The following is a 24817-nucleotide window of genomic DNA, read 5'->3' on the forward strand; positions in this document are numbered from 1 at the left end:
GTTTCCGCGTCAGCCAGCGACCAGAACCGGGGTGTATGAGGCGCGCAGCAGCTGCGCCTCTCCCATCATTGCGACCAGCACCTCGATGTGGCGGCTCACGGAATAGGACGCTGCACAATCCGTGCGGCGCTGTTCCAGGTCCTTTTCAATCTCGATCAACCTCTCCAGCGCCGTGCCGTGGGCAGGTAGGCTGGAGGCCCCCAGCAGGCGATGCAGCTGCGTGCTGCGTCGGTAGTCAGCCACGCCGATCCGGGCAGTACGGATCAGCAGGCGGGGGCGGCGAATCGATTCGAAAATTCTAAGAGCGTTGGACATGGGTATCTCCCTCATGGTTCGGGACACTGATGCCACGAGTCACGAGGGCGTTGCGTAGTGCTGCCAGAAACCGCCCGCGGTGTTCACAACTGTTTATAAATTCGCAACAATCCTTACGCATGTGTAAATTTGTTAACCAGCAAGTAACGATAAACCGCAAATGTTCCGAAAACTGTTGGGGATATCTCTGTGGATATCTCAGCCGCCTAAAAAGGAAGCCGGACTATGATCCGCACGCCGCGTGACTTGATCGAAGATGCCCTGCCTGGCTGGGTACCTGAAGCCGCGCGGAATTACCTCGTTCACATCGAAACCGGGTTGCCGATCCGAGCCCTGGCCAGACAGGCGGGCTGCCATGCCTCGACCGTCCTGCGCCAGGTGCGCAAACTGGAAAACCGACGCGACGATCCACTTGTTGACGCGGCGCTGCGCCGATTGGGTCAACAGCTCTCACAAACGGACGTCGGACAGCATCAAAAGGAAACTGCCAAGATGAATGCCTCAGTCTCTTCAAACCCCGCAAACGTCGACCAGAAAACGCTGGCTCGCGAGGCCCGGCGCATCCTGCGCCGTCTCAGCGAAACCGGCGCGATGCTGGCCGTGGCGGCGGAAATGGAAAAGGCCGTTGTCGTTCGCGATACGGCCGATGGCGGCACGACCCGCACGGCCGTTGTCGACAGCACGATCGCCCAGGCCATGGCCCTCAAGGATTGGATCGCCTGCGTGACGCCCGGCCGTATTGCGCGCTACCGGATCACTGCGGCGGGGCGCGCCGCGCTCAGCATGCTGATGGCCGAACAGGAAAGCCGTCTGCGTGGCTTCGCCGAAGCTCAGTCCAGCTTTGCCGCAGGGCAGCTGTCGGGGCGCGCGGCAGAGGACGAGATGGAGCGTCAGGAGCTTGACCCGCGCGGGGCGCGCACGCGCTATTCGGTCGGCGACAGCCCTCTGGCGGCCCTTGCCCGGCGGCGTGAAAGGGACGGCTCGCCGTTTCTGGGCGACGATCTGGTAAGCGCCGGCGAACGCCTGCGCGAGGATTTCGAGCTGAGCCAGATGAACGCCCGCGTCGGGCAGAATTGGGATCAGTTCCTGACAACCGGCGGCGAGACCAGCCGGTGCGGCACCGAAGTCCCGCGTGGTGCCGAAGCGGCGCGCACCCGGGTTGCAGCGGCGCTCAGAGAGCTGGGACCGGGACTCGCCGATGTGGCAATGCGCTGCTGTTGCCACCTTGAGGGGCTGGAAACTGCGGAAAAGCGAATGGGCTGGTCAGCGCGTTCCGGAAAGATCGTGTTGCGCATCGCGCTGCAGCGGTTGCACCGCCATTACGATGCAACCATCGGCGCAGGCGGCGGGCTGATCGGCTAGGGGGGAATGTGCAGCGCCCGTGGGGTCAAGCAAGCTGCCTCAGATGGCTGCTGGGGCACTCGCTAAAATTGGGGATGCTCAGTGCTGCATGACGGCTATGCAGCACTGGTACTGCCCACTGCAGTCCCTTATGCTATAGGGCATGTGTCAGGAATTTGCGGGGGGAAGACCAAGTGCGAGATCTCAAGATACCCGAGCAGCGCCACCCCGAAAAGGCGAAGCGCAAGGATAATCCCCAACCCAAGAAACCCGACTGGATTCGTGTGCGTGCACCGGGCGGTCAGGGTTATGCCGATACGCGCAAAATCATGCGGGAACACAAGCTTGTGACCGTCTGTGAAGAAGCGAGCTGTCCGAACGTTGGCGAATGCTGGTCGCAGGGCCATGCCACGATGATGATCATGGGCGAGGTTTGTACCCGCGCCTGTTCCTTTTGCAATATCGCCACAGGCAAACCACCCGAGGCGCTTGATGCGTTTGAGCCGGGCCGGGTGGCCGATGCGGTTCAGAAACTAGGTCTGAACCACGTTGTGATCACCAGCGTTGATCGCGATGACGTAGAGGACGGCGGGGCCGAGCATTTTGCCCAGACCATCCGCGCCATCCGCCACCGCAGCCCCGGCACAACGATTGAAATCCTGACGCCCGATTTCATCAGATGTGGCCCGGAAGCGCTGGAAAAGGTCGTGGCCGCGCGGCCCGATGTGTTCAATCACAACCTGGAAACAGTGCCCGGCCTTTACCCCGAGGTGCGGCCCGGGGCGCGATATTTCCATTCACTGCGCCTGCTGCAGCGGGTCAAGGAAATGGATCCGTCGATGTTCACCAAATCCGGAATCATGGTCGGATTGGGCGAGGACCGGCAGGCCGTCATGCAGGTGATGGAAGATATGCGCGCCGCCGATATCGATTTCCTGACCATCGGCCAGTATCTGCAACCAACCCCCAAACACCATGCCGTCGACCGTTTCGTCCATCCGGACGAATTCGCCGGTTACGAAAAGGCCGCGCTGGGTAAGGGCTTCCTGATGGTGTCGGCGACCCCGCTGACGCGGTCATCCTATCATGCGGGCGATGACTTTGCCCGGCTGCGTGCGGCGCGTGAGGCGAAACTGGCGCGCGCCTGACCTGCGGTGGTGCTGACTGCGCCGCCGGATTTGCGTATCTTGAAACAGAATAAGCGCAATGCCGGCGGCCCGGGCCACCGGAGCAGCAATACGCCAGCCATACGAAAACCATACGCTTTCCATACGGTTGCCATATGCCGGAATCGCTAGTTTTTCGCCGGTTCGGGTAGGGCCTTGAGATAGGCCGCAACCGCCGCACGGTCAGATGCGGGCAGTTTGCCAAAGTTTTCCACCACCTCGACCATATGCCCGCCGACGCTGTCGAAATCCGGGGTAAATCCGGTTTCGAGGTAGTAGGCGATATCGGTTTCCGACCAGGTCAGTTTGTCCGGTGTCAGCGCCGGAATACGCCCCGGCCCGTCTGGGTTTTCGGCACCACTCAGCCAGGCATTCCGTTGCAATCCGCCCAGAACATTGCGCGGCGTGTGGCACTCGCCGCAGTGCGCCAGCGCCTCGACCAGATAGCGCCCACGGGTCAGGGATTCGTCATCGGTGTCGGCCACAACCCATTGATCCGACATGAAAAGCATCTTCCAGAGACCAAGGCCAAGGCGGATATTGAAGGGAAATCCGACCTCGTGTGGTTGGCTCTGCACGTCGCTGGCGGGAAGCGTGCGCAGATAGGCCCAAAGGTCAGCAACGTCCTGTGGCACCATGTGCGTGTAGGCGCTGTAGGGAAAGGCGGGATAGAGGTGCTGACCCTCGGGCGACACGCCCCGCGTCACTGCGCTGGCGAAATCGGTCAGTGTCCAGCCACCGATCCCGGCCTGCGGATCGGGAGAGATGTTGGGCGCAACAAACGTACCGAAATCCGACACGAAACGCTGCCCACCCGCCAGTACCAACTTTGCCTCTCCCTTGGCATCGGGGGCGTGATGGCAGGATGCGCAACCTGCGGCAATGAACACCAATTCGCCCTGCGTGTCGCTGCCGGTCAGGTTGGAAAACGCGGCCTCGTTCACGGGCGTGGGCCTGGTCACGAACAGCACGGCGCCGACCGCCACAAGGGCCGCGAGCGCCACAAATGTCAGGGCCTTACGCATCCCTGTTGTCAGTTGTTGGGCGCGCGGTGTTTGTCATGGCAGGCCTTGCAGGCACCACCAACCTTGCCCATTGCCGGGCCGATGGCCGCCTGACCGGTGGCCGCGACCTCTTGCATACCGGCGACCGCGACGCCCAGTGCATCCCATTTGGACAGGAAATCATCGCGCTCGTCCCAGATCGACGGCAGGGCACGGGTGCCATCGATGCTCATGTTGTCGGACCCTTCGGGCCAGAGCGGTGGTTCATAGATATGCGAAACAGCCACCAGCGAATCCGCCGCATGCTGTGCCATCTCGGCGTTATAGGGCGTTTCGCCCTTGGCCATGCCGCCCAGTATGCCAAGGTTGATCGCCAGAATACGAAACTGACCCTGACGGGCCTTTACGTGACCGGAAAAATCGTCCTGGGCAAAAGCGGGGGCGGTTGCGAAAACGGCCAGACCGGCCAGCAGAGCAAATGTCTTTTTCATCATGATCTCCCTAATGCATGACCAAAGGTAACGTTAAATCACGCATTTGGTGCAACTAAAGTTATCGTGACCCCCTGTCGGGTGATCGCACGCGTCGCGGCACGTGAAAAACATGCCGCCAGTTTATGTCTCAGGACTATCCGGAAAGCGGACCTTGCCGATATAGGGCAGGTTGCGATTGCGTTGGGCGTAATCAATGCCGTAGCCGACGACGAATTCGTCCGGAATTTCGAATCCTGTCCAGTTGGCCTTGAAATCCACTTCGCGGCGCGACGGTTTGTCCAGCAGGGCAATGGTGCGCAGCCGTGCGGGATTACGCGAATTGAGCAGGTTTGTGACATGGCTGAGTGTATAGCCCGTGTCGACGATATCCTCGACAACCAGCACATCGCGGCCTTCAATCTGGCCGCGCAGGTCCTTGAGGATGCGCACTTCGCGGCTGCTTTGCATGGCATCGCCGTAGGACGACACCTCAAGGAAATCGACCTCGACCGGAAGGGTCAGTTCCCGCACAAGGTCGGCAATGAAGACAAAAGAGCCGCGCAGAAGGCCCACCACCACCAGCTTGTCGGTGCCTTCGAATTCTGTGTGAATTTTTTGACACAGCACCTCGATCCTGGCCGCAATGGCCTTGGCCGAAATCAACTCGTCGATAACGTAGGGACGTTGTGTCATGAAGCTCTCTTGCTGGTTGCCCTTGATTTTCCGGGCGCAGCATACGACTTACTCGGCCAATGTCACGGCGCAAACGGGTCGCGGCGATCCACGGGACGCAACACAGACACGAGGCCCCATGACCACCCATTCAGAGACCAGAAATTTACCCTACACCGCCCGGCAGATGTACGATCTGGTGGCCGATGTGGAGGATTATCCGAAATTCCTGCCCTGGTGTGCGGCTGCACGTATCCGTTCGGTCACGCCCGAAGGCGACTCCAGCGTGATGCTCGCCGACCTTGTGATCAGTTTCAAGGTATTCCGCGAACGCTTTGGCAGCCGGGTGACGCTGCACCCGAATGACATGCAGATCGACACTGAATATCTGGACGGTCCGTTCCGCTATCTCAAATCGAACTGGGCCTTCCGGGACGTTAAAGGCGGCTGCGAGGTGGCGTTTTTCGTCGACTTCGAGTTCAAGAACGCGATGCTTCAGCGCATCATCGGCCTTGTGTTCAACGAGGCGATGCAGCGCGTCGTGCGGGCATTCGAACGCCGCGCGGCAGAGCTTTACGGCTGAGCACCCGATGATATGCTCCGCCGGTAACCGGAGGGGCACGCGATGAAGGATCAGGCAACAAGGGCGGCGGTAACCCCGGCGCTGGCGGAATTCGCGGCTGGGTTTGATGCCGGTGACATTCCCGCGTCGGTGCGTGCGGTCATGCGTCTTTCGATCCTTGACTGGCTTGCGGTCGGCATTGCCGGGCGCGACGAACCGGTGGCCAAGGCTGTGCGCGCATTGGCAAACGAAGAGGGCGGCGACGAACAGGCCCATGCGCTGGCGATGGCGCAGCGTGTTCCCGCGCGAATGGCGGCACTGATCAACGGATCAGTCAGCCATGCGCTGGATTACGACGACACCCATTTCGCACATATCGGGCATCCCTCAGTTGCCGTTGTCTCTGCCGCGCTGGCGGTGGCGGAACGTGTGGGCGCGTCCGGTGCGGCGTTCCAGACGGCCTGCCTGATCGGTTGCGAGGCATCGGTGCGCACCGGCCTTTGGCTGGGACGCGGGCACTACCAGATCGGCTTTCACCAGACCGCGACGGCGGGGGCCTTTGGTGCCGGTCTTGCGGCGGGGCGGTTGCTGGGTCTGGGTCCGGATGGGATGGCTGATGTGCTGGGCCTTCTGGCGACGCGCGCCTCGGGGCTGAAGGCGCAGTTCGGCAGTATGGGCAAGCCGTTCAACGCCGGGATCGCAGCCGCCAACGGGGTCGAGGCCGCGCTGCTGGTCAGCCACGGCTTTGTCCCGCGCCGCGATGCGATGGACTGCGCGCAGGGGTTCGGGGCGACGCATCACGGCGAATCCGATCCATCCGCGCTGGATCGGCTGGGGGTGGACTGGCATTTCACCGATGTGAGTCACAAATTCCACGCCTGCTGCCACGGTCTTCACGCCGCTCTCGAAGCGCTTGTCGCGATTGGTGGGGTGACGCCTGACGATGTCGCACAGATCCGGGTGTCTACCCATCCGCGCTGGCTGACTGTGTGCAACATTGCTACGCCGCAAACCGGACTTCAGGCCAAGTTTTCTTATACTCAGGTGCTGGCGATGCGGCTTCTGGGCCAGGATACCGCGCGGCTCGACAGCTATACCGACGCGCTGTGTGCGGATGCGCGCATCACGGCACTGCGCGACCGGGTCGTTGTTATCGGTAACGAGGATGTGGCCGAAACGGCCAGCCAGATCACCCTAGTGATGAAGGACGGAACCGAACGGCTCGCCCGGCATGATCTGACCGGCGCAATCCCGTTGGAGCAGAGGCGGGCAAAGGTGCAGGCCAAGGCGGAAAGCCTGATTGGGGCGGAGCGCGTGTCGCTGCTTGTGTCTCTGGTAGATGAAGAGGCTGCACCGGCGGATATCGGCGCGGCGTTGATCTGAGGCGGGGCTAATCGCCCTCAGGTGCGTTTCAGCGCCGCGAGGATCAGTTCCAGCGCATGCCGTGTCGCCGCGGCCCGCACCTGCGCCCGGCCCAAGGCACCAAATTCGATGGTTTCGCAACGCACTCCCGAAGCGTCCGCCAGACCAAAGCACACCCGCCCCTCGGGTTTGAATTCTGACCCGCCCGGACCGGCGATACCGCTGATCGAAACCGCCACATCTGCCCCGGCTGCGGCCCGTGCGCCCACCGCCATTTCTGCGCAGACTTCTTCGGACACGGCACCGTACGTTTCCAGCGTCGCGGCAGTGACGCCCAGCATTTCCTGCTTGGCGCGGTTGGAATAGGTGACAAAGCCGCGCTCGAAGATATCGGACGATCCGGCGACATCCGTCAGGGCCGCCGCGACCATGCCACCGGTGCAGCTTTCGGCGCAGGTCACTGTCCGGCCCTGCGCCATGGCCTTTGCCAGGATGGCTTGTGCCAGCGTCTGGCTCACATCAGAAACCCGTGTGCTACGCCCGCCAGCACGATGGCGACCAGCGCCGCGAATACGCCGGCAATAACATCGTCCAGCATCACGCCAAATGCACCGCCACGCCGGTCGGCCATGCCGACAAGCCAGGGCTTCCAGATGTCGAACAGACGGAACAGCAGGAAACCCGCGACCCAGCCGGGCCAGAGCCTGAGCACGTCCACCCCCATCATGCCTGCGCCAAAGGAGACCGGCAAAAGCGCGATCCACTGGCCCACGACCTCGTCGATGACGATCTCTGACGGGTCCTGATTTGCCTTGCCCGCGATTTCCTGCTGTGTCGCCCACCAGCCAAGCGCAAGCATTACGACCACTGCAATCAGCGCCAGCCAGAAGCCACCCAGCACATGCAAGACCCAGAACAGCGGCAATGCCGCGAGCGAACCCCAGGTGCCCGGCGCGGGGCGCAGATAGCCGACCCCCAGAACGGTTGTGACAAGCTTGCTCATGCCCGCACCAGCGCTGCGGTGGCAAGCGCCGCGATACCTTCGCCGCGCCCGGTAAAGCCCAGCCTTTCAGATGTGGTCGCCTTGACCGAAACCTGATCCATCCTCAACTCCATGATCTGTGCCATCTTTTCCATCATAATACCCGCATGCGGGCCGATCTTGGGGAATTCGCAGATCAGCGTCACGTCGATATTGCTGATCTCGTACCCCTTTTCCCGGGCAAGACCCACCGCGTGACGCAGGAAGATGTGGCTTTCTGCACCCTTCCATTGCGGGTCAGAGGGCGGGAAATGCCGTCCGATATCGCCCTCTGCCAGCGCGCCATAAAGCGCATCCGTCACCGAATGCATGCCCACATCGGCATCCGAATGCCCGTCAAGGCCGTGGTCATGCGCGACCCTGACGCCACACAGCATGACGTGGTCCCCGTCGCAAAAGCGGTGCACGTCGAACCCGTTGCCAAGGCGAATATCCATTCCAGTCTCCAGTAAGGCTGCGGCCCGGGCGAAATCGTCGGGACCGGTAATCTTGAGGTTGCGTTCATCGCCTTGGGTGATGAGCACAGCAATACCAGCGGCGCGCGCTACCTCAACGTCATCCGCCGCGCCGCCGGGGTGCGCGCGATGGGCGGCAAGTATCGCGTCATAGCGAAAGCCCTGCGGTGTCTGTGCTCGGTAAAGGCCGCTCCGATCCCGGGTGCCGCTGACCTGATTTTGCGCACCGGTCCAGAGGGCATCCGTCACCGCCAGGGCAGGGGCGGCGGCATCGGCGCCTGCCAGCGCATCGATCACCGTATCGATCACCCGACGTTCGACACAGGGCCGCGCCACATCATGGATCAGGACCAGATCCGGCGCCGAATCTACCAGAGCCTCAAGCCCCGCGCGCACCGAACCCGCCCGATCCGCGCCCCCCGCGACCAGTGTCACAGGCAGACCCTTGCAAACCGCTTCGGCCCGACCCATGTCATCCGGGTTCACGACGAGTACAAGATGATCGAGGTGTGCGAACCGTTCCAGCGTCCAGCGCGCCACCGGTTTGCCGCCAAGCTGTTGCCATTGCTTGGGAACCGCGCCGCCCGCGCGGGTGCCACGGCCAGCGGCGACGATCAAAGCGGCGATGGTCATGGCGCATCCTCTTTCCCGCTCCCCGTTTAGGCGTTGCGGCAAGGCGGTGCAATCGCTGGCGGGATTATGCCTAAGAATTAAGCAACCAATAATTCTGCGGCTGCGAAATCCTTTGGGATCATTGTATGCTACGCGCTGTCACGCTACCTGCTGATCAACTGCACAAGGAATAGGCGCTTGACGATCAAGCTTGCCCAGACACAGCTTTCTGTACCGGTCCTGCTGGCTCCGCTGGCGGGAATCACCGACCTGCCGTTCCGCAGCCTCGTGTCGCGCTTTGGCGCGGGCCTTGTGGTAAGCGAGATGGTCGCCAGTCAGGAGATGGTTCAGGCCCGGCGCGGCACCCGTGAGCGTGCGGAACTGGGGTTGGACGCGGCGCAGACTTCTGTCCAGCTGGCCGGTCGGGATGCCTATTGGATGGCAGAGGCCGCCCGTATGGTCGCGGCCAACGGTGCCCGCGTGATTGACATCAACATGGGTTGCCCGGCGAAAAAAGTCGTGGGCGGCTATTCCGGTTCGGCGCTGATGCGCAATCCGGATCACGCGCTGACCCTGATCGAAGCGGTTGTGGGGGCGGTCGATGTGCCCGTAACGCTCAAGATGCGGCTGGGTTGGGATTCGGATTGCCTAAATGCGGCAGACATGGCGCGCCGCGCCGAAGGTGCAGGGGTGCAGATGGTGGTGATCCATGGGCGCACGCGCTGCCAGTTTTACAAAGGCAGTGCCGATTGGGCTGCGATCCGCGCGGTCAAGGAATCTGTATCTATCCCGGTTGTGGCGAATGGCGATATCACCGATGCCGCCACTGCCCGCGCCGCATTGGATGCCTCTGGCGCTGACGGCGTGATGATCGGGCGCGGCGCGCAGGGCCAACCCTGGGTCTTGGCGGGAATCGCCTCCGCCCTCTATGGCACCCGCGCACCGGAGGTTCCACAAGGCACGGATCTGATCGACATGATCTGTGCACACTACGAGGCAATGCTGGCCTTTTATGGCAAGGATCTGGGGGTGCGCGTGGCGCGCAAACACCTTGGCTGGTACATGGATCAGGCTGGAACGCCCGCCGATCTGCGGCGTCTGATCCTGACAGACCGTGATCCCGCGCGTGTCATCACCCTGATCAAGGATGCTGTTGGACAGCCCGAACAGGCCGCCGCATGAACGCCGAAACCGATCTGATGCTGTGGTCGTCGCTGCCGGTTCCGGCGATCCTTCTTGATGCCGAAGAGCGTATCGCCGACATGAACTCGGCCGCCGAAGGGTTCATGAACAACTCATCCAAGTGGCTGATGGGACAGCCGATCTGGGACCGTCTTACCGTTGATGCCCCGCTTGAAGAAAGCCTTGCCCGCGCCCGCGCCAATGGCACGCCACTGTTCGTCAACGATGTGGATGTCGGCAACGGACGGCGCGCGCCGCTGGTGTGCAATCTGCAGATGGCACCGGTGCAGGGCCGTCCCGGATGGACCATCCTGCTGATCAGCCCGCGCGAACTTGCCGGACGCATGACGCAGAACAATTCGGTCAAATCGGCTGCGAAATCCGCCATCGGCATGGCCGAGATGCTTGCCCATGAGATCAAGAACCCGCTGGCCGGTATCACGGGCGCGGCGCAACTGCTGTCGATGTCACTCAGCAAGGAAGACCAGGAACTGACAGATCTGATCGTGCAGGAAACCCGCCGCATCGTGAAGCTGCTGGAACAGGTCGAACAGTTCGGCAACATCTCTCCGCCAGAACGGCGCGAGGTCAATGTGCATGACGTTCTGGACCGCGCCCGCCGTTCGGCCCTGCTGGGGTTCGGCGCGCATATGAAGATCGTCGAGGATTACGACCCCTCACTGCCGCTGGCGCACGGCGATCCTGACCAACTGTTGCAGGTGGTGCTGAACCTGCTCAAGAACGCGTCAGAGGCGGCAGATCCCAAGGGCGGCACCATCCGCCTGCATTCGTTCTATGAACACAGCTTCCGACTGCGTCGCGCCGACGGATCAGGCCAGTCTTTGCCGCTGCAAATCGAAATCATTGACGATGGCCCGGGGCTGCCGGACCATATCAAGAGCGAAATTTTTGAACCCTTCGTGTCTGGTAAGGAAAACGGCACCGGCCTCGGCTTGGCACTGGTCAGCAAGATCGTGTCCGACCACGACGGCTGGATTTCCGTGGAATCCGTACCCGGACGCACCGTATTTCGCATATCGCTGCCCATGGCACCGCGAGAAAAACAGGAGAAAGACTGATGGATGGCACGGTTCTGGTCGCGGATGACGACCGCACGATCCGCACGGTTCTGACGCAGGCACTGACCCGCGCCGGATGCAAGGTACATGCCACCTCTTCGCTGACCACGCTGATGCGCTGGGTCGCCGAGGGCAAGGGCGACGTGGTGATTTCGGATGTGGTCATGCCCGATGGCAACGGACTTGAGATGTTGCCGAAGATTGCACAGGATCGGCCGGGCCTTCCGGTCATCGTGATTTCGGCGCAGAACACCATCATGACGGCCATTCAGGCCGCCGAAGCCGAGGCTTACGACTACCTGCCGAAACCCTTTGATCTGCCGGACCTGATGAAGCGTACGGCCCGTGCGCTTGAGTCGCGTAATATCGCGCCCCGGCGCGAGGAGCGGATGGAACATGCGGACGGTCCGGACGAACTGCCTCTGGTGGGCAAGACGCCCGCCATGCAGGCGCTGTATCGTCTGGTGGCACGGGTGATGAACACCGACCTGCCGGTGCTGATCTGTGGGGAATCCGGCACCGGTAAATCCCTGATCGCCCGTGCGGTTCACGACTTTTCCGATCGGCGCAACCTGCCGTTCGTGACGGTGACCAGTTCAGATCTGTCCGACCTTGAAGGTCCGGCACGGGTGTTGGCGCGGGTCAAGGGCGGCACGCTGCTGATCGACGAGATCACCGATTTTGACGATGAGGTGCAGGCCCGCATCGTTCGCATGATGGATGTACCCGGCGAACACGCGCCGCGCTTTATGGCCACCAGCCAGACCGACCTGTCGCAGGCAATGGAAGACGGCCTTGTCCGTCAGGACCTTTACTATCGCCTTGGCGGTGCCACCATCTTTGTGCCGTCCCTGCGCGAGCGGGTGGAAGATATCGTGCTGCTCACCGAACATTTTCTTACCCGGTCCGAAAGGGAAGGCGGCCCAAAGCGCTGGCTGTCCAAGGATGCAAACGAATTGTTCCGCGCCTACAGTTGGCCCGGCAACGTGCGCCAGCTGGAAAACGCGGTGCGGCGCCTGTCGTTGACCAGCCGTGCCGAGGAAATCACCCGCCCCGAGGTGGAATCCGTGCTGGGTAACCAGCCCGATACCGGCCCCGTGCTGCGTGGGGGCGATGGCGAAAAGCTGGGCACCTCGGTTGCACGCCATCTGCGCCGGTATTTTGACCTGCACGGCAACATGTTGCCACCTCCGGGCCTCTATACCCGCATCCTGCGTGAGATCGAGGCCCCGCTGATCGAGATCGCGCTGGACGCCACCGGCGGCAATCAGGCGAAATGTGCCGATCTTCTGGGAATCAACCGCAATACGCTGCGTAAGAAAATCACTGACCTAGATATACGCGTGACACGCCGCCGCAAATTGATGTAAAAGGGCCACATAACTGTGGCCGCGCCGCATCTAGCGGTGAAGAGACCACAACATATGGCGGTTAGCTGCGCAAAGCGGCACATCTGGAAGAGGTTTGGCTGTGGCCACCTGGGCACGTTCCTTGAACTGGTCTCGACTGGTTCGTATGCGACGGACACGCAAGCTGCAGAATGTAGCGACCTTGGGACTGGTTCTTCTCGGCCCGATTTTGGCTGTTGCGACCTTTCTGGTGCTGGGTCCATTCGATCAGGGCGGCGGGCAGCAGCTGAACCTGCGGCTCGTCCTGCTGGCGGATCTGATCTATGTGCTTCTGCTTGCCGCACTTGTGTTGCAGCGGGTGGCCAGAATGATCGCCGCGCGACGCGCAAAATCCGCCGGGTCCCGGTTGCATCTGCGGTTGACGGGTGTTTTCGCCCTCATGGCGCTGCTGCCCACGATCACCGTCGCGGTCTTTGCCGTGCTCACTATCAACATCGGGCTTGAGACGTGGTTTTCCGAACGGGTGCGCAATGTCGTCGGCGCATCGCTCAGTGCGGCCGAAGCCTATGAGGCGGAACACCGCGAGGGCCTTGTGCAGGATGCGCAGGCATTGGGCGATTTTTTGGATGCGAACCGTCGCGCCACTTTCATCCTTGACGATGGAGAGCTGCGCCAGATCCTGAGCCAGGGACAGGCGCAGATCCAGCGCGGCCTGCGCGAAGCCTATGTGATCGACAGCACGGGCGAAATTCGGGCACGGGGTGAACGATCCTACCTGTTCGATTTCGAAAACCCCGGTGCTGCCAAGATCGCCGAGGCGACCGAGGCCGGAATTGCCGTGATCGAAGACTGGGATAACAACGAGTTTCGCGCACTTCTGCCGCTCAAGGCCTTTGTGGACCGCTATCTTTATGTCAGTCGAGAGGTCGATGGCGGCATCCTCAACCTGCTCGACGATACCCAGCAGACGGCAAAGTTTTATCAGCAGCAGGAGAGCGAACGGGGCAGGCGGCTGTTCGATTTTGCACTGCTTTACCTTGGCTTTGCGGTTCTGCTGATCCTTGCGGCGACATGGCTGGGTCTGTGGTTCGCCGAACGTCTCAGCCGACCGGTGGGCCGTTTGACCGGCGCGGCGCAGAGGGTCGGTTCCGGTGATCTTGACGTGCAGGTGATCGAAGAAGATGGCGATGACGAAATCGCGATGCTGGGCCGCTATTTCAACCAGATGACCCGCCAGCTAAAGGGGCAGCGCCAGACCCTTGTGGACAATACCCGCCAGATCGAACGCCGCCAGCGGCTGTTTGATTCCGTACTGGGGTCGGTCACTTCGGGTGTTGTCGGCCTTGATGCGGAAGGCGAGATCACTTTCGTCAACCGCTCTGCGCAAAAGTTGCTGGGTTCATCCGATATCCAGCGTGCTGTGCCGATCTCGGTCGCGGTGCCGGAATTTGCGGCCCTGTTCGCCCGGCTCCGCGAGACCGGCGTTGAAACCGTGCAAGAGGAAATCAAGGTCAGCCGAGAAGGGCGCCTTGAAAACCTGCTTGTCCGCGTTGCGACCCGGCGTCGCGAGGATGCCAGCCTTGAGGGGTACGTGGTTGCCTTTGACGACGTGACCGACCTTGTCAGTGCCCAGCGGATGGCGGCCTGGGGCGATGTCGCCCGTCGCATCGCGCACGAAATCAAGAACCCTTTGCAGCCCATCAAGCTGTCGGCGGAGCGCATCACCCGCAAGTTCGGTAAACAACTTGATGCCGAACAGGCGGCAAGCCTGAACCACATGACCGATGTGATCGTGCGCCAGACAGACATACTGCGCCGCATCGTGGATGAATTTTCGAAATTCGCGCGGATGCCGGAGCCCGACCGTCAGCAGGAAAACCTTGTGGACCTGCTGCGTGATGCGGTGTCCTTGCAAGAAAGCGGACAGCCGGATGTTCGTTTCGTCGTCGATCTGGGGACAAGGCAGCTGGGGACCAGTGTGGATCATGCGATGATTGGTCAGGCGCTGACCAACCTGATCAAGAATGCCGGCGAAGCCATCGAAACCCGGCGCGAAAACGAACCTGATCCAGCGTATGCGCCGGAAATCCGCATAAGCGCGGCCGCGGTAGATGGCAAAGCCGAAATCCGTATCATGGACAATGGCACGGGCCTTCCTGTGGACCGCGCAAGGTTGTTCGAACCCTACGTGACGACCCGTTCATCGGGTACCGGCCTTGGCCTGCCCATCGTCAAGAAGATCATCGAAGAGCATGGCGGAAGCCTCACTCTCGAAGATGCGCCGGTGTTTGACGGCGCGACCCATGCAGGAGCGATGGCGGTCATCCGACTGCCCCTGATTCAGGCAGGGCCTGACCTGCACATACCTAAAAAAGAAACGGCTTAAAGTGTTGAGGAGAGTACAATGAGTGACATTCTGATCGTCGACGACGAGCGTGACATCCGCGAGCTGATCGGTGACATCCTCGAAGACGAAGGCTATTCGACCCGGCTTGCCGGGAATTCGAACGAGGCGATGGCGGAAATCAACTCGGAATTGCCCGCTTTGCTGATCCTCGATATCTGGCTCAAGGATAGCAAGATGGACGGGATCGACATCCTGAAAACCGTCAAACGCGACAACCCGGATGTGCCGGTTGTAATCATTTCGGGCCACGGCAACATCGAGATCGCCGTCGCGGCGATCAAGCAGGGGGCCTACGATTTCATCGAAAAGCCCTTCAATATCGATCAGTTGCTGGTTGTGATCCGGCGCGCTATGGAAACGTCGCGCCTGCGCCGTGAGAACCAGAAGCTCAAGCGCCGCGAAACCACCACCGCCGAGATGATGGGAGACAGTGCCGCCTTCCGCGTTTTGATGGGGCAGCTTGACAAGGTCACCAAATCCAATGGCAGGGTGATGCTGTCGGGGCCTGCGGGCGCGGGCAAGGAATTGGCGGCGCGCTATATTCACACCCATTCCGCCCGCGCCAACGCACCTTTCGTCACCGTCAACAGCGCGGGCGTGGCGCCCGAGTCGATGGAAGAGATGCTGTTTGGCCGTGAAACTGCCGATCGCGGAGTCGAACCCGGGTTGCTGGAGCAGGCCCACGGTGGTGTGATCTATTTCGACGAAGTGGCGGACATGCCGCTGGGGACCCAGTCCAAGATTCTGCGTGTGCTGGTTGATCAACAGTTCACCCGGGTCGGCGGCGGCGACAAGGTGCGCGTGGATCTGCGGGTCATCTCTTCGACCAACCGGGATCTGGCGGTGGAAATTGACGCCGGGCGTTTCCGTCAGGAGTTGTACCATCGGTTGAACGTGGTGCCGATTGCTGTGCCCAGCCTTGAGGAACGGCGCGAGGATATTCCCCTGCTCGCCCAGCACTTTATCGAACTTTGCAACAAGACGCAGGGTCTCGCTCTGCGCGAGTTGTCCGAAGACGCCGTGGCGTTGCTGCAAACGATGGTCTGGCCGGGCAATGTGCGCCAGCTCAAGAACCTTGTGGAGCGCGTGTTGATACTGGGCGATGGCACGGGCAAGATCGAGGCGCGCGAACTACCGCAGGACACTGCTATGGGTGGCGAAGAGGGCCGCGTCGTGCTGTCCGGCATTCTCGCCACGCTGCCGCTGCGTGAAGCGCGCGAGGCGTTTGAACGGGAATACCTGCTGACACAGATCAACCGTTTTGGCGGGAATATCAGCCGCACGGCCACATTTGTCGGGATGGAACGGTCGGCCTTGCACCGCAAGCTGAAGTCATTGGGCGTGGTGACCGGGGCAAAAGGCGGTCCACGGATCGCTCAGGCCGAAGAAGAAACCGCAGGTTAAGCCGCGCCGGGCGTTTGGGGCAATTGTGCTGGGCTGGCAGGCTGCTTTGTCTGCCAGTTTGCGGCCTGTTTCCATCACGCCGCACGGTGCCGAATTGACCCTTTGCGCCGGGCGTGCCATTCACGTTTGAAATTGGCTCGGGGATCTCGGCATGAAAGTCATCATCTGCGGCGCAGGTCAGGTCGGCTGGCAAATTGCCCGGCATCTTTCGGGCGAACGCAACGATGTGACCGTGGTAGACAACAATCCCGACCTCGTGCGCCGGGCGACCGATACGCTGGATGTGCAGGGAATTTCTGGCTTTGCCTCTTATCCCGATGTGCTGGACCGGGCAGGGGCCCGGGATGCGGATATGATCATCGCCGCAACCTATTCGGATGAGGTCAACATGGTGACCTGCCAGGTGGCGCATTCGGTTTTCAATATCCCGCGCAAGATCGCACGGCTGCGATCACAAAGCTATCTGACGGCGATCTATTCCGATCTTTACCGGCGCGATCACATGCCGATCGACGTGGTGATCAGCCCTGAACGCGAAGTGGCCGAGGCCGCATTGCAGCGCCTTGCCATTCCCAACGCCTTTGACACCGAGATTTTCTTTGACGGCAAGGCCAAGCTTCTGGGCCTTACGATTGAGGAAGACTGCGCCATCGTGAACACGCCGCTGCGCCAGTTGACCGACCTGTTTTCGACTCTGCGTTCGGTTGTGGTGGGGATCCGGCGCGACGGCACGCTGTTCGCCCCCGAGGCGCGCGATCAACTGTTCGTCGGGGATTCGGCCTATGTCATCACCCATGCGGACGACATCCGGCGCACGATGGAAATCTTTGGTAAATCGCACCGCAAACAGGAACGCGTGGTGCTGATCGGTGGTGGCAACGTCGGCCTTGCCGTGGCGCGCGAGCTCGAATCCCGGGCCGAGCGTGTGCGCGCCAAGGTGATTGAAAAGAACCGCCTGATCGCTGAACGCGCTGCCGAAGCACTGGAAAAGACCATCGTGCTGCACGGCGACGGGCTGGATGCGGGGCTTTTGTCCGAGGCGAACATCGAAAAGGCCGATGCCGTTCTCTGTGTCACCGATGATGACAAGACCAACATGTTGGCCGCTGTGCGCGCCAAGGCGGCGGGCTGCAAGATGGCCATCGTGCTAATCAACGACCCCACGCTGATCCCGCTGCTCGAACCGCTGGGGATCGACGCCTATATCAATCCCCGCTCGACCACTGTCAGTTCGATCCTGCGCCACATACGTCACGGACGGGTGCGCGCCGTTTACTCCATCGGCGATGCCGAGGCTGAGGTGATCGAAGCCGAAGTTCTGTCCACTTCGCCCATCGCGGGTCAGAAACTGCGCGATATCGATTTCCCGGAAGGCGTGCTGGTGGGGGGCGTGTTGAAACAGGGCAAGGTGGTCAAATTGACCGGTGCCCTGCAGATCGAAGAGGGCGACCACATCGTCATTTTCGCACTTGCCAAAGATGTGGCCGAGGTCGAGCGCCTGCTCCAGGTCTCGATCGATTTCTTCTGAACCATGAACCGCTTGCTCGCCCTGCCGTTCTTTCTTCTGCTCGCGGGCATCGCCTGCGCCGCGATGGTTATTCCGGCTGCCTTTGCGCTGGCGATCGAAGATTTTCGGGACGCGCGCGCCTTTCTGTATCCCGGCGTGGTGGGGCTGGTTCTGTGTACCATGATCGGCATTGCCGTCGGAACGCGGCCACACAATCAAAGCGCCTTTCGCCAGCTGCTGTCCCTGCTGGCCGCCTTTGCGGTGTTGCCGCTGATCCTGGCGGTTCCGTTCTATGGAGCCGTGCGCAACACCAGCTTTCTCAACGCCTACTTCGAAATGCTGTCATGTCTTACCACCACCGGCGCGACCCTGTTTGAAGCGGCGCGCCTGTCGGGCCCCGAACACCTTTGGCGGGCACTGGTCGGATGGATGGGGGGATTGCTCATGTGGATTTCGGCCGCTGCCATCCTTGCCCCGCTGACGCTGGGTGGATTCGAAGTGACGGCAAGTGGTGAGCCGGGGCAATCCACGCCCAATGGGGAAAGTCGCCACAATGTATCAGAAGTGGCGCGGCGGTTGTCGCGCACCACAAGTGCACTGTTCCCTGTCTATGCCGGGCTGACGCTGACGGTCTGGATCCTGTTGCTGATGGCCGGGGATGCGCCTCTGGTCGCGATCAGCCATGCCATGTCGGTCATGGCAACCTCGGGCATCTCTCCGGTCGGGGGGATGGCGGGGACCTCCAGCGGCTTTGCCGGCGAGGTGATCCTGTTCTGCTTCATGTTCTTTGCGCTGTCGCGCCTGACCTTCTCTGGCGACACCAATCACGCGTCGCGCAACCGGCTGTTTTATGATCCCGAATTCCGCATGGGTCTGGCCCTGGTGGTTCTGGTCCCGTCCATCCTGTTTCTGCGCCACTGGCTCGCCTCGTTCGAAGTCGGCGACGAAGAGAACCTGATCGCGGCCCTGCATGCGCTTTGGGGGGCGATCTTTACCACGCTGTCTTTCCTGACCACCACCGGGTTTGTCAGTGTGGACTGGGCCACGGCACAGGGCTGGTCCGGCCTTGCCACGCCGGGGCTGATCCTGATGGCACTGGCGGTGATCGGCGGGGGCGTGGCCACCACGGCGGGCGGGGTCAAGTTGCTGCGGGTGTTCCTGCTTTACCTCAACGGCGTGCGCGAGTTGGAAAAGCTGATTCACCCGAATTCCATCGGTCGCTCCGGCCTTCTGTCGGTGCGCGTCCGGCGTGAAGGGGCATTCATCGCCTGGGTTTTTTTCATGCTCTTTGCGCTGGTGCTGGCGGCGACGACCCTTGCCTTTACCGCGCTGAACGTTGATTTTGAATCCTCAATGATCCTTGCGATTGCCACGCTGTCCAACACCGGACCCCTGATCGTGTTCGCGGACGAGGTGGCGCTGAACCTTGTTGCTCTGGCACCCGAGACGAAACTGATCATGTGTCTGGCCATGGTTCTGGGCCGTCTGGAAATGCTCGCACTGATCGTGATCCTCACGCCCGAGCTCTGGTCAGAGTAGCGTCACAGCGCGACAACTCTGCCGCAACCGCAAATAATCGTTGAATTTCCGCTGGAAGTTCCCCGGGCCGCATTACATACTTGCGGTAACGAGGGCGCGCCGTAATTGGAGTGCGAACAAGAAAAAAAGGCAATTTCAATGGCTTCCGACAAACAGAACCTACAGGATGCGTTTCTGAACCATGTCCGCAAGACTAAGGTTCCAGTCACGGTCTTCCTGATCAATGGCGTCAAATTGCAGGGCGTGATCACTTGGTTTGACAATTTCTGCGTCCTTCTGCGCCGCGATGGCCAATCCCAACTTGTCTACAAGCATGCGATTTCGACCATCATGCCGGCCCAGCCGATCAATCTGTATGACGGTGAAGACAACAATTGAAAGAACACGCAGATCATGTGACCCGCGCCTGGGTTCTGCATCCTGATATCAAATCGGATCGCGCCCGCCGTGTCGCCGCCACAGCTTTGTCCGAGGCGGTGGCTCTTGCAGCGGCCCTGCCAAATCTGGAGGTCGTCGGATCCAATGTCGTGCCGCTGCCCAAGGCACATGCCGGCAAGCTGTTCGGCAAAGGCAAGATTGCCGAGCTGAAAGAGATTTTTGCCGAGGCCGAGGTCGAACTCGTGCTCGTCGACGGACCCGTGACACCGGTGCAGCAGCGCAACCTGGAAAAGGAATGGAACGTCAAACTTCTGGACCGGACCGGGTTGATCCTTGAAATCTTTTCCGATCGCGCTGCCACGCGTGAAGGTGTGCTTCAGGTCGAAATGGCCGCGCTGTCCTATCAGCGCACGCGCCTTGTCCGCGCCTGGACCCACCTCGAACGCCAGCGTGGCGGGCTTGGTTTTGTCGGCGGCCCCGGCGAGACGCAGATCGAGGCGGACCGTCGCGCCATCGACGACCAGCTAGTGCGCATTCGCCGCCAGATCGACAAGGTGGCCAAGACCCGCACCCTGCACCGCGCGGCGCGCGCCAAGGTGCCCTATCCGATTGTTGCCTTGGTCGGCTATACAAACGCCGGAAAATCCACGCTGTTCAACCGCCTGACTGGGGCGGATGTGATGGCCAAGGACATGCTTTTTGCGACGCTCGATCCCACCATGCGCACGGTCAAGCTGGACGGCGGGCTGGATGTGATCATGTCGGACACGGTTGGTTTCATCTCGGACCTGCCCACCGAACTGGTCGCGGCCTTTCGCGCCACTCTGGAAGAGGTACTGGCGGCTGATCTCATCGTGCATGTCCGCGACATCGCCCATGAGAATACCGAGGAACAGGCGCGGGATGTCCGCACCATCCTGAAGTCACTTGGTGCGAGCGACGATGTCCCGGTTCTGGAGCTCTGGAACAAGGTCGATCTGCTTGAGGGCGAGGCGCATGACGCTGCCGTCAACCGCGCCAACAGGGACCCGAACATTCACGCCGTTTCGGCCCTGACGGGCGAGGGGTTGCCGGGTTTTCTGGCCACTGTGACCGGTCTGCTGGAAGTCGCGAAGACGGTGCAGGATCTGCACATTCCTTTCGATCAGGGCAAGCGTCGTGCATGGCTGCATCAGAAGGGTCTGATCGAAACGGAAACGCAGGGCGAAGACGGTTTCGACGTTACCGTGCGCTGGACGGCACAGGATGCGCGGCAGTTCGAAAAACTCTGACGCCGATTGCCAGGGCCGCCGCACTCTGCATCAAAGAGAAACCTGCCCCTTTATCTTCCTAAAAGTATTCTTTGGAGTGTGAGGGGCAACGCCCCTCACTGATGGCCCGGTGCCGTCAGCACAATTTCTGCCAGCCTTATTCCGGTACCAGATGCGTGATCCCCACTGCGGCTGCCTGCGCCAGGTCAAGATCAAGCGACATCGGGATGTATTCCCCCCGCCGCCAGAGTTGCCCCAGATCATCATAGTGCCGTGACAGGAAGTGCCCGGATTGCCCCGTCGCGGTGACGAAGACCGATGAATCCGGGTCGGCAAAGTCATAAACGCCGCGATAGCCGACACCATGCACGTTCTGAAACGGATCCGGATCCTGACCTGAGGTCTGCCCCCGTTGGAGCGTGTTGTCGCCGCCGGATGTGCTTTGGCGGATGTTCACGAAATAGCGCAGCACCGGCATCTTTCCCAGCACCGTATGGTCATGGGTCGCCTGATGCGCTTCTCCCCAGCGCAGGGATTCCAGGTTGGTGCCGAACTTCTCGCCGATCCAGACGAGGGCATCGTCCAGCGCCAGCTGTGCGATCTGTGTGCAGGTTTCGACCGGGGCAGACCGCAGGATGTCGCACCAGACCGATGCGCCATCCACATCGCGGTAGACCCGTTCGATGAACAGAGGCTCCACATGGTCGAATTCTTCTGCGAGCGGGCCCAGTTCGTCACGGATCAGCCGCTGTTGCAGGGCGCGCAGCCAAGCGGCGTAGATCAGTGGTTCGGGCAGGTGTTCGTTCATCTCGCCGTTCCAGTCAGCCAACAGCTGCAACGCGCGCTGGCGCTGACGTTCGGGCGTGCCGTCCGGTGCTGCCTCTCCTGTATACCAGAGATCTGCGCCGATCAGCGGCAGCAGGGTGCGCGCGGTGACCGATACGGTATCAAGCTGCGCCTCGATGAAGCTGTCGCGGGTGTGCACCTGCCGTCCCTGCATCAGGCCCTGCCAACGCACCACGCGCTGAGAATCCCCCCAGTCGAAACTCATATGCATCGGAAAGGGGCGATCGATAATCTTGTTGTTGGTATTGCCCACAATTCCTCCCGCGGGCGCGACGAATTCCGGGTTGGTGGAATAGGGCAGGATCCCCTGCCAGCGGTTCTCAGACCGCCAGCCGGGGCTGGGCAAGCGCCCCAGGCTTTGGTGGTTGGCATCCCGGCGCGGCATGGCGCCAACGGTCTTGAGCGCAATGGTATCCCTGTCGATCAGGGTCAGGTTTTGCGATGGGGCAACATATCCTTCGGAGACTTTCAGTGCCTCGGTCACGGACCCGGCATGCATCATGCCGATGGCCGCCGACATCGATGTGTCGCGCGCCGAAAGCGCGGTCCAGGCCAGGGTCGCCACATGGCCCGGCGGGGTCACGGTGTTCAGATCGAACTGGGTGCCGGGCAGCACCGGGCCGTTTTCCGTCCAACGCAGGGTGACGGTGATCGGGGCGGAGTCCTTGATGTCGATGATGGACTTGCGGGTGCGGAACCGGCTCCAGCCATCCGGGGTACGGTATTGTTCGGGGTTCTCGGGGTTCAGCTCTTCTATATAAAGGTCCTGATCATCGAGATAGGATGATGTGATGCCCCAGCCCAGCTTTTCCGAACGGCCCAGCATGATCGCGGGAACGCCGGGAATGGTGCCGCCGATCACCCCACCGGAGCTTAGCTGCAAGCGCGCCAGATACCAGATCGACGGGGCGGTAAAGCTGAGATGCGGATCGTTGGCGAGCAGGGTGCCGCCCGAGGCCGAGCGTGACGGTGCTGCGGCCCAGGCGTTTGATGCCCCGGCCAGACCACGCGGGGCAACCGGCATCAGCATGTCATTGCCGATATTCTGGCCTTGGGCGAATTGCGGCAGATCCGGGAAGAGCGATGCATATTCCGGCAGGGCGGCCACTCCTTCGCCGGGCATGTCGGGCAGGATATCGGCCACCCGGTCGGCATCAGGCAGCAGCAGCGAGGTGCGCGCACGCAGCACCTCATCCCGCATTTGGCCGGATAGTTGCAGTGCCATCAGTTTGACGATGGCGATGGAATCTGCGGGCCGCCAGGGGGACAGCGGCGCATTGAAGAGGAAAAATTCAGGCGCGCCCCGTCCCAACGAGTCGCGGTTGATTTCGGCGATCCGGGCGTTGACGCCGGCCGAGTATGACTCAAGCGCTGCGCGTGTGCGGGCATCCTGTGCGTCGACAGACAGCACTGCCAGCGGATAAAGGTCGAGCCTGCGCAACAGTTTGTCTGTCTCGACGGTGCGGGCGCCAAAGATTTCCGACAGCCGCCCCTGCACCGTGCGGCGCAGCAGCGTCATCTGCCACAGGCGATCCTGCGCATGGGCATAACCAAGGCCATAAAACGCGTCTTCGTCCGACTGTGCCATGATGTGGGGGACGTTGGAATTGTCGCGCACGATTTCGACATCGCCAGTCAGGCCCGAAACCACCAGCGTCTTGTTGTAGTCGGGCAGGGACCGGGAACCGAGGTAGTAGACCACCAGCACCGCCAGAACGGTCAGAACGACAGCTGCCGAGGCAAGGCGCAGCAGCCATCTGAATAGAAACCCCATGTTCGTCTCCGTCTTGAGCGCCAGTTGAGCGTGGGCTCCGGGTTAACCCGCCCGGCCCCCCTTGCCAAGGGCCGACCCAGCGGGCACGACTTGGGGGAACAGGTCAAAAGAGGGAGCCGAACATGGCAAAAGTCGCATTTCTGGGTTTGGGCGTTATGGGCTATCCGATGGCCGGGCATCTGGCCAAGGCCGGGCACGATGTCACCGTCTACAACCGCACCACCGCCAAGGCCGCGGCCTGGGTCGCGGAACATGGCGGCGCGATGGCGGAAACTCCGGTCGAGGCCGCGCGCGGCGCAGAGTTCGTGATGTCTTGTGTCGGCAATGATGCCGACCTGCGCTCGGTCTGTCTGGGGGATGAGGGCGCCTTTGCCGGGATGGGCAGGGGCGCGATTTTTGTCGATCACACAACGGTGTCGGCCAATGTGACGGCTGAACTCTATGCGGCCGCGAAAAGCATCGGCGTGCCGTTTGTGGACGCCCCCATTTCGGGCGGGCAGGCGGGGGCCGAAAATGGCGCGCTGTCGGTGATGTGCGGTGGCGATGCAGCAGCCTTTGAGGCGGCGATGCCGGTGATCGACGCCTATGCCCGCATCTGTCGCCGGATCGGCGAGAGCGGCGCCGGCCAGATGACCAAGATGTGCAACCAGATCGCCATTGCCGGACTGGTGCAGGGTCTGTCAGAGGCGCTGCATTTTGCCCAGAAGGCGGGTCTGGACGGGTGCGCGGTGGTCGAGGTGATCAGCCAGGGTGCGGCAGGGTCATGGCAGATGGCCAACCGTTACGAGACGATGCTGGACGACAAGTTCGAACACGGTTTCGCGGTGGACTGGATGCGCAAGGATCTGGGCATCTGCCTGGATGCGGCGGACGAGGTCGGGGCGTCGCTGCCGGTGACCGCGTTGGTGGATCAGTTCTACAAGGACGTGCAGAGCCTTGGCGGCGGGCGCTGGGACACGTCGAGCCTGATCAAGCGGTTGAAGGCGTTTGAAGGCTAAGGCACCTTCCTGCAACAGAATTTCCGGCAGGTCCCGCCTAGTGTGCATCGGGCGGGGCCTGCACCCTTCGGGCGTTGACAGCTGACAACTTTAATGGCAG

22 protein-coding genes are annotated in these 24817 nt (G+C 61.6%); 14 read left to right on the forward strand and 8 right to left on the reverse strand.

Annotation, left to right across the window (positions count from 1 at the left end):
- Positions 1–9: 9 nt before the first annotated feature.
- The gene (locus CHB75_RS16590; RefSeq protein ID WP_089272527.1) at positions 10–315 is read right to left on the reverse strand and encodes a DUF6477 family protein; all 306 of its coding nucleotides are present in this window, start codon (positions 313–315) and stop codon (positions 10–12) included.
- Between the two features lie 225 nt (positions 316–540).
- Between CHB75_RS16590 and CHB75_RS16595 the strand changes: the two genes are divergently transcribed.
- Both CHB75_RS16595 and lipA read left to right on the forward strand, forming a co-directional pair.
- A complete protein-coding gene (locus tag CHB75_RS16595) occupies positions 541–1677 on the forward strand; it encodes a DUF6456 domain-containing protein (RefSeq protein WP_089272529.1) in 1137 nt (378 codons plus the stop codon).
- Positions 1678–1850: 173 nt separating this feature from the next.
- The gene (lipA, locus tag CHB75_RS16600; protein WP_089272531.1) at positions 1851–2804 is read left to right on the forward strand and encodes a lipoyl synthase; all 954 of its coding nucleotides are present in this window, start codon (positions 1851–1853) and stop codon (positions 2802–2804) included.
- 146 nt (positions 2805–2950) lie between these two features.
- Here the strand turns inward: lipA and CHB75_RS16605 are convergent, their stop codons facing one another.
- The 3 genes from CHB75_RS16605 to hpt form a co-directional block, all read right to left on the reverse strand.
- Positions 2951–3847: a c-type cytochrome gene (locus CHB75_RS16605; RefSeq protein ID WP_089272533.1), complete on the reverse strand. Its 897-nt coding sequence runs from the start codon at positions 3845–3847 to the stop codon at positions 2951–2953.
- A gap of 8 nt (positions 3848–3855) precedes the next feature.
- Entirely contained in the window at positions 3856–4317 is a 462-nt protein-coding gene (locus CHB75_RS16610; protein WP_089272535.1) for a c-type cytochrome, read from the reverse strand.
- Positions 4318–4440: 123 nt separating this feature from the next.
- Entirely contained in the window at positions 4441–4992 is a 552-nt protein-coding gene (gene hpt / locus CHB75_RS16615) for a hypoxanthine phosphoribosyltransferase (RefSeq protein ID WP_089272537.1), read from the reverse strand.
- 118 nt (positions 4993–5110) lie between these two features.
- Between hpt and CHB75_RS16620 the strand changes: the two genes are divergently transcribed.
- Together CHB75_RS16620 and CHB75_RS16625 are read left to right on the forward strand one after the other, a co-directional pair.
- A complete protein-coding gene (locus tag CHB75_RS16620) occupies positions 5111–5554 on the forward strand; it encodes a type II toxin-antitoxin system RatA family toxin (protein ID WP_089272539.1) in 444 nt (147 codons plus the stop codon).
- Positions 5555–5596: 42 nt separating this feature from the next.
- A complete protein-coding gene (locus CHB75_RS16625) occupies positions 5597–6916 on the forward strand; it encodes an MmgE/PrpD family protein (RefSeq protein ID WP_089272541.1) in 1320 nt (439 codons plus the stop codon).
- A gap of 17 nt (positions 6917–6933) precedes the next feature.
- On the opposite strand, the gene CHB75_RS16630 is transcribed toward CHB75_RS16625, so the two are convergent.
- Genes CHB75_RS16630 through CHB75_RS16640 form a run of 3 tightly spaced genes read right to left on the reverse strand, consistent with a single transcriptional unit; the run spans position 6934 to position 9025 of the window.
- Entirely contained in the window at positions 6934–7413 is a 480-nt protein-coding gene (locus CHB75_RS16630) for a CinA family protein (RefSeq protein ID WP_089272543.1), read from the reverse strand.
- Positions 7410–7898 carry a phosphatidylglycerophosphatase A family protein gene (locus tag CHB75_RS16635; RefSeq protein ID WP_089272545.1) on the reverse strand — a complete coding sequence of 163 codons (489 nt, stop codon included), beginning with the start codon at positions 7896–7898 and terminating at the stop codon, positions 7410–7412. Before CHB75_RS16635 ends, CHB75_RS16630 begins: the two co-directional genes overlap by 4 nt.
- Positions 7895–9025, reverse strand: coding sequence for a bifunctional 2-C-methyl-D-erythritol 4-phosphate cytidylyltransferase/2-C-methyl-D-erythritol 2,4-cyclodiphosphate synthase (locus CHB75_RS16640; protein WP_089272547.1), 1131 nt, complete (start codon positions 9023–9025; stop codon positions 7895–7897). The genes CHB75_RS16635 and CHB75_RS16640 overlap by 4 nt, the downstream gene beginning before the upstream one ends.
- Before the next feature lie 177 nt (positions 9026–9202).
- Here CHB75_RS16640 and dusB point away from each other — a divergent pair, with 177 nt between their 5' ends.
- The 9 genes from dusB to hflX all read left to right on the forward strand — a co-directional run bounded on the left by dusB (position 9203) and on the right by hflX (position 21120).
- Positions 9203–10186: a tRNA dihydrouridine synthase DusB gene (dusB, locus tag CHB75_RS16645; protein ID WP_089272549.1), complete on the forward strand. Its 984-nt coding sequence runs from the start codon at positions 9203–9205 to the stop codon at positions 10184–10186.
- Positions 10183–11265 (forward strand): two-component system sensor histidine kinase NtrB, encoded by a 1083-nt coding sequence (locus tag CHB75_RS16650; protein WP_089272551.1) that lies wholly within the window; start codon positions 10183–10185, stop codon positions 11263–11265. Before dusB ends, CHB75_RS16650 begins: the two co-directional genes overlap by 4 nt.
- Entirely contained in the window at positions 11265–12635 is a 1371-nt protein-coding gene (locus tag CHB75_RS16655; RefSeq protein WP_089272553.1) for a response regulator, read from the forward strand. The genes CHB75_RS16650 and CHB75_RS16655 overlap by 1 nt, the downstream gene beginning before the upstream one ends.
- Positions 12636–12780: 145 nt before the next feature.
- Positions 12781–15000, forward strand: coding sequence for a sensor histidine kinase NtrY-like (locus CHB75_RS16660; RefSeq protein WP_089272555.1), 2220 nt, complete (start codon positions 12781–12783; stop codon positions 14998–15000).
- Positions 15001–15018: 18 nt separating this feature from the next.
- Positions 15019–16425 (forward strand): nitrogen assimilation response regulator NtrX, encoded by a 1407-nt coding sequence (gene ntrX, locus CHB75_RS16665; protein WP_089272557.1) that lies wholly within the window; start codon positions 15019–15021, stop codon positions 16423–16425.
- Between the two features lie 151 nt (positions 16426–16576).
- On the forward strand, positions 16577–17953 hold the full coding sequence (gene trkA, locus CHB75_RS16670; RefSeq protein ID WP_089272559.1) for a Trk system potassium transporter TrkA: 1377 nt from the start codon (positions 16577–16579) through the stop codon (positions 17951–17953).
- Between the two features lie 3 nt (positions 17954–17956).
- Positions 17957–19471, forward strand: a complete 1515-nt coding sequence (locus tag CHB75_RS16675) for a TrkH family potassium uptake protein (RefSeq protein ID WP_089272561.1) — start codon at positions 17957–17959, stop codon at positions 19469–19471.
- A 138-nt stretch (positions 19472–19609) separates the two neighbouring features.
- Complete coding sequence (hfq, locus tag CHB75_RS16680; RefSeq protein WP_089272563.1) at positions 19610–19849, forward strand: RNA chaperone Hfq; 240 nt, start codon at positions 19610–19612, stop codon at positions 19847–19849.
- Complete coding sequence (gene hflX, locus CHB75_RS16685; protein WP_425439511.1) at positions 19846–21120, forward strand: GTPase HflX; 1275 nt, start codon at positions 19846–19848, stop codon at positions 21118–21120. Before hfq ends, hflX begins: the two co-directional genes overlap by 4 nt.
- A gap of 136 nt (positions 21121–21256) precedes the next feature.
- Here hflX and CHB75_RS16690 read toward each other — a convergent pair whose 3' ends face one another.
- A complete protein-coding gene (locus CHB75_RS16690; protein ID WP_089272565.1) occupies positions 21257–23719 on the reverse strand; it encodes a penicillin acylase family protein in 2463 nt (820 codons plus the stop codon).
- A 122-nt stretch (positions 23720–23841) separates the two neighbouring features.
- On the opposite strand from CHB75_RS16690, the gene CHB75_RS16695 reads away from it, so the two are divergent.
- A complete protein-coding gene (locus CHB75_RS16695) occupies positions 23842–24717 on the forward strand; it encodes an NAD(P)-dependent oxidoreductase (protein WP_089272567.1) in 876 nt (291 codons plus the stop codon).
- Positions 24718–24817: the final 100 nt, after the last annotated feature.

This window comes from Puniceibacterium sediminis (genome assembly GCF_900188035.1).
GTDB lineage: Bacteria > Pseudomonadota > Alphaproteobacteria > Rhodobacterales > Rhodobacteraceae > Puniceibacterium > Puniceibacterium sediminis.

Bases quoted from the DNA above. Each gene is read 5' to 3' on its own strand.
- CHB75_RS16590 (WP_089272527.1), bottom strand. From the start codon at position 315: ATGTCCAACGCTCTTAGAATTTTCGAATCGATTCGCCGCCCCCGCCTG.
- CHB75_RS16595 (WP_089272529.1), top strand. From the start codon at position 541: ATGATCCGCACGCCGCGTGACTTGATCGAAGATGCCCTGCCTGGCTGG.
- CHB75_RS16605 (WP_089272533.1), bottom strand. From the start codon at position 3,847: ATGCGTAAGGCCCTGACATTTGTGGCGCTCGCGGCCCTTGTGGCGGTC.
- CHB75_RS16610 (WP_089272535.1), bottom strand. From the start codon at position 4,317: ATGAAAAAGACATTTGCTCTGCTGGCCGGTCTGGCCGTTTTCGCAACC.
- hpt (WP_089272537.1), bottom strand. From the start codon at position 4,992: ATGACACAACGTCCCTACGTTATCGACGAGTTGATTTCGGCCAAGGCC.
- CHB75_RS16620 (WP_089272539.1), top strand. From the start codon at position 5,111: ATGACCACCCATTCAGAGACCAGAAATTTACCCTACACCGCCCGGCAG.
- CHB75_RS16625 (WP_089272541.1), top strand. From the start codon at position 5,597: ATGAAGGATCAGGCAACAAGGGCGGCGGTAACCCCGGCGCTGGCGGAA.
- CHB75_RS16635 (WP_089272545.1), bottom strand. From the start codon at position 7,898: ATGAGCAAGCTTGTCACAACCGTTCTGGGGGTCGGCTATCTGCGCCCC.
- CHB75_RS16640 (WP_089272547.1), bottom strand. From the start codon at position 9,025: ATGACCATCGCCGCTTTGATCGTCGCCGCTGGCCGTGGCACCCGCGCG.
- CHB75_RS16650 (WP_089272551.1), top strand. From the start codon at position 10,183: ATGAACGCCGAAACCGATCTGATGCTGTGGTCGTCGCTGCCGGTTCCG.
- CHB75_RS16655 (WP_089272553.1), top strand. From the start codon at position 11,265: ATGGATGGCACGGTTCTGGTCGCGGATGACGACCGCACGATCCGCACG.
- CHB75_RS16660 (WP_089272555.1), top strand. From the start codon at position 12,781: ATGCGACGGACACGCAAGCTGCAGAATGTAGCGACCTTGGGACTGGTT.
- ntrX (WP_089272557.1), top strand. From the start codon at position 15,019: ATGAGTGACATTCTGATCGTCGACGACGAGCGTGACATCCGCGAGCTG.
- trkA (WP_089272559.1), top strand. From the start codon at position 16,577: ATGAAAGTCATCATCTGCGGCGCAGGTCAGGTCGGCTGGCAAATTGCC.
- CHB75_RS16675 (WP_089272561.1), top strand. From the start codon at position 17,957: ATGAACCGCTTGCTCGCCCTGCCGTTCTTTCTTCTGCTCGCGGGCATC.
- hfq (WP_089272563.1), top strand. From the start codon at position 19,610: ATGGCTTCCGACAAACAGAACCTACAGGATGCGTTTCTGAACCATGTC.
- CHB75_RS16690 (WP_089272565.1), bottom strand. From the start codon at position 23,719: ATGGGGTTTCTATTCAGATGGCTGCTGCGCCTTGCCTCGGCAGCTGTC.
- CHB75_RS16695 (WP_089272567.1), top strand. From the start codon at position 23,842: ATGGCAAAAGTCGCATTTCTGGGTTTGGGCGTTATGGGCTATCCGATG.